At 70.0% G+C, this 3403-nt stretch carries 3 protein-coding genes; all 3 read right to left on the minus strand.

What is annotated here, in order from left to right:
• Positions 1-83: 83 nt before the first annotated feature.
• Complete coding sequence (locus ACWDX9_RS61330; protein ID WP_449973119.1) at positions 84-1250, minus strand: erythromycin esterase family protein; 1167 nt, start codon at positions 1248-1250, stop codon at positions 84-86.
• A gap of 119 nt (positions 1251-1369) precedes the next feature.
• A complete protein-coding gene (locus tag ACWDX9_RS61335) occupies positions 1370-2860 on the minus strand; it encodes a serine hydrolase domain-containing protein (protein ID WP_449973120.1) in 1491 nt (496 codons plus the stop codon).
• A gap of 144 nt (positions 2861-3004) precedes the next feature.
• The gene (locus tag ACWDX9_RS61340) at positions 3005-3178 is read right to left on the minus strand and encodes a hypothetical protein (protein ID WP_449973121.1); all 174 of its coding nucleotides are present in this window, start codon (positions 3176-3178) and stop codon (positions 3005-3007) included.
• Between the last annotated feature and the right edge of the window lie 225 nt (positions 3179-3403).

Below are 3403 nucleotides of genomic sequence, written 5' to 3' on the forward strand. Positions count from 1 at the left end.
ATGGCCGAGGGCAAGCTGCACAGGGATGCTGCCCCGCGACTGGGTCGTCGCGCCTGCCGTGATCGACGGGCAGGCCGCGCCTGTCAGCCCAGCTTTTTCAGGTTGACGGCCTGCTTGAGGAAGACGATGCCGTCGATCGTGTCGAGCTGGGCCGGGTCCAGCGGGAAATAGGCGAAATCGCCGGAGACGCGCTTGGCGGGCGTCGTGACGGCCTCGGCCAGGCGGCGGGCGTCGATGAGAGAGTGCTCCCACGGGAGCGTGGACAGCATGCCCTCGACGGTGTCCGAGGACGGAATGTCGTCGCCGACCGTGCCGAAGGCCGAGGCCAGGAAGGCGAACCGGCCTCCCAGGTGCGTCGCGGCGATCGCCCCCGCGCTCCACCACTCCAGCTGCTGGTCGCCGAACGGCATGAGGGTCTTGTTCCGCTGCAGGTGGAGGTTGGAGGCGAAGACCAGGGCCGGGCCGTGCTCGGCGATGGCGCGCAGGTTGGCGGCCATCATCGCGTCCCGCAGCGCCGACAGCCGGCTCCACCTTTCCGGGGAGGCGTCGGCCATCCAGTAGTGGTAGCGGAGCAGGCCGATGGCGGTGCGCCCGTACAGTTGCGCCCGCTCCCTGTCCTCCACGCTCAGCTGCGGCGCCTGCGTGTCGAGCGCCGCCAGCAGGTCGTCGGCGATCAGCCGCAGCCGCTGGGCGTCGGCGGACCGGCCGATCGACTGGGACGGGTCCATGGCGGTGGCCTCGTTCGACCACCGCTCGTCCGGGCCCAGCAGCGTGTCGAGGGTTTCCCTGCTGCACAGGAGCGGGCCGTCGAGGAGGTCGTGGAGGGCGGTGAGCGCCTGGCGGGGGCTCGCCGCCCAGTACTCCAGGGGGCCGTCGAACCCGAAGAACCGGAGCTTCTCATCATGCTCCTCGTTGTAGGCCCGCATCCAGCGTACGAGCTCGCGGTTGGCCGGTGACGTGCCGAAGGCGTGGCTGAAGCCGCGTTCCATGACGTCGTCGAGCGTGCCCGCGCCGGTCGTGACGTAGTCGTCCACCACGAGGCCCATGAGGCAGTCGCTCTCGATGGCGAACGACCGGTAGCCCTCGTGCTCGACCAGATGCCGGAAGATCTCGTTGCGCAACTCGCCGAGCTCCCCCACGAAGTGCCTGGCCTCGCCCAGGCTCAGCAGCAGGGGCTGGGCGGGAAGCGACCGGAGGAACGCCGAGATGTTCGCGCCATCGACCGGCCGGGCTGTGTCCTTGATGTCCATGCCTTCAACCGTATCGTTGAACACTCGGTGTAAACTTTCCCGGAATATCCTCGCTATCGTCGCGATGCACCCTCAATCGAGGATGCATCCGCGAGGCGGGTGGACCGGGCGCGCGTTCCTCAGCTCGCGGCCTGCCCGCCGCAGAACACCTCGTTGACGAGCCTCCGGGTCGCCTTCTGGAACGCCTCCGCCAGGGACAGCTCGGCGTCGTCCACATAGTTCAGCGCGGCGGTCAGGGTCCTGCCGCCGTCGGGCGTGCTGTACATCAGCGCCCCGTGGCCCGCGATGCCGCCGTTGTGGGTGATGACGGTGCCGCCGCACTCCGTGTCCTGCACGAACACGCCCAGCCCGTAGCCGACCTTCGGCTCCGGGGTGCACATCTCGGCCAGCAGCTCGGCCGGCAGGAGCTTGCCGCCCAGCAGCGCGGAGATGAACGTGTGCAGGTCCTGGGTGGTCGAGATCATGTCACCGCCGGTGGAGATCCAGGAGGGGTTCTGGCGGGTGACGTCGACCGTCTCCTGCCGGCCGGCCTCCCCGTACCGGTAGTAGGCGTGGGCGTGCGGCTCGGGGATCTCCGGCGAGGTGTCCGGCACCACGGTGCCCGTCAGGCCGAGCGGCTCCAGGATCAGCCGCCGCATCTCCTCGGCGTACGAGCGGCCGGTGACCTTCTCGATCAGCAGCCTGGCCAGGACGTAGTTGGTGTTGGAGTAGCTCCAGTCGGTCCCCGGCTCGAACCGTGCCGGCTTGGACAGCGCCAGCCGTACCAGCTCCTCCGGCCGGTAGGTCCTGAACCGGTTGTCCACCCACTCCTGGCCCGACCAGACGATCCCCGGCACGTGCTCGGGGTAGTGATCGCCGGTGAAGTTGAACACCCCGCTGGTGTGCTGCAGCAGCATGCGCACCGTGATCCGCCGGTCCAGCCCGAACTCGGGCAGGTAGTCATCCACCGGAGTGTCCAGCCCGATCCTGCCCTCGCCCACCAGCTGCAGCACCACGGTCGCGGTGAAGGTCTTGGTGTTGCTGCCGATCCGGACGTGCCCGTTGACCGGTGGGGTGGCGGTCTGGCCCAGCTTGCGCCGGCCGGCACTGCCGACCCACTCGCCCCGCTCGTCGTGCACGCGCAGCGTCACCCCGGTGAAACCGGAATCGACGATCTCCTGGATGGCCTTCCGCAGCTCCGGGCGATCCGGCCCGGACGGCAGGGTGACCGAAGCGGCGTCGAGGGCTCCGGTGATCTTGCGGACCATCTCCGCCACGACGGGGCCGGGGCTGCCCTGGTGGGTGCCTGCTTCGAGGGCGACGATGACGGTGTTGCGGAAGTTGCCGGCCTCGGCCGGGTCCTGCTTGTTGAGCAGGCTCATGGCGGCTGTCAGGGCCGGCAGCACGTGGTCGGCGAGGTCGGCCACGGACTTGCCGTTCAGCTTGATGTCTCTGGTCTTCGCGGCGAGCACGTGGCCGACCAGGCCGGTCGCGGAGGCCAGGGCGATGGAGCCCTCGGTGGCGATCCTGTGGGGCGAGCCTGCGGCGCCGGCGGCGGCCAGCAGCGAGACGGCACCGTACGCGGCGGTCCGCAGGGTGAGCTTGTCCTGGTCGGTGAGGGTGACGGCCATGGGAGGCTCCTTCAGTACTGTGGCAGCTGAACGGACAGGCGCTGAACCGTTCATGGCGTCCACCATCTCCGACCGCTCTGATACCGGACCGTCGCCGCCCTGACGCGGCCGCTGGCACGAGACGGCGAGCGCGCCGGTGGCCCGTCAGGCGATGTATCCCAGCGCCAGGGCGGCGATCATCGGGCCCAGGTAGAGCAGGGGAAAGACGACGGTCGCGTACGAGCGCGCCCGGAGCACGGTGACGACGGCCCCGGCGAAGTACAGCGCCACCTGGCATCCCGTCCCGGTCACCCGCACCGGCTCCGGCTGGACCGCCATGCTGACGAACCCGCCTACGGCCGGATTCGTCTGCTCGCCGGCTCCGAGGCCCGCAAGCTGTTCTGACCACCGGAGTACCGACGATGATCGAACAGCACGACCGTCTCCGGCGGCTCGTCACGCACGCGACCGCGCGGCTCGGCGCCGGGTCGCCGTGGCTCGTGGTCGGTGCGGTGCCGGTCAGCCCTGCACCGGTCGAGTTCGGCGCGGCGAGCGGCGACGAGC

This window comes from Nonomuraea sp. NPDC003201 (assembly GCF_053590415.1).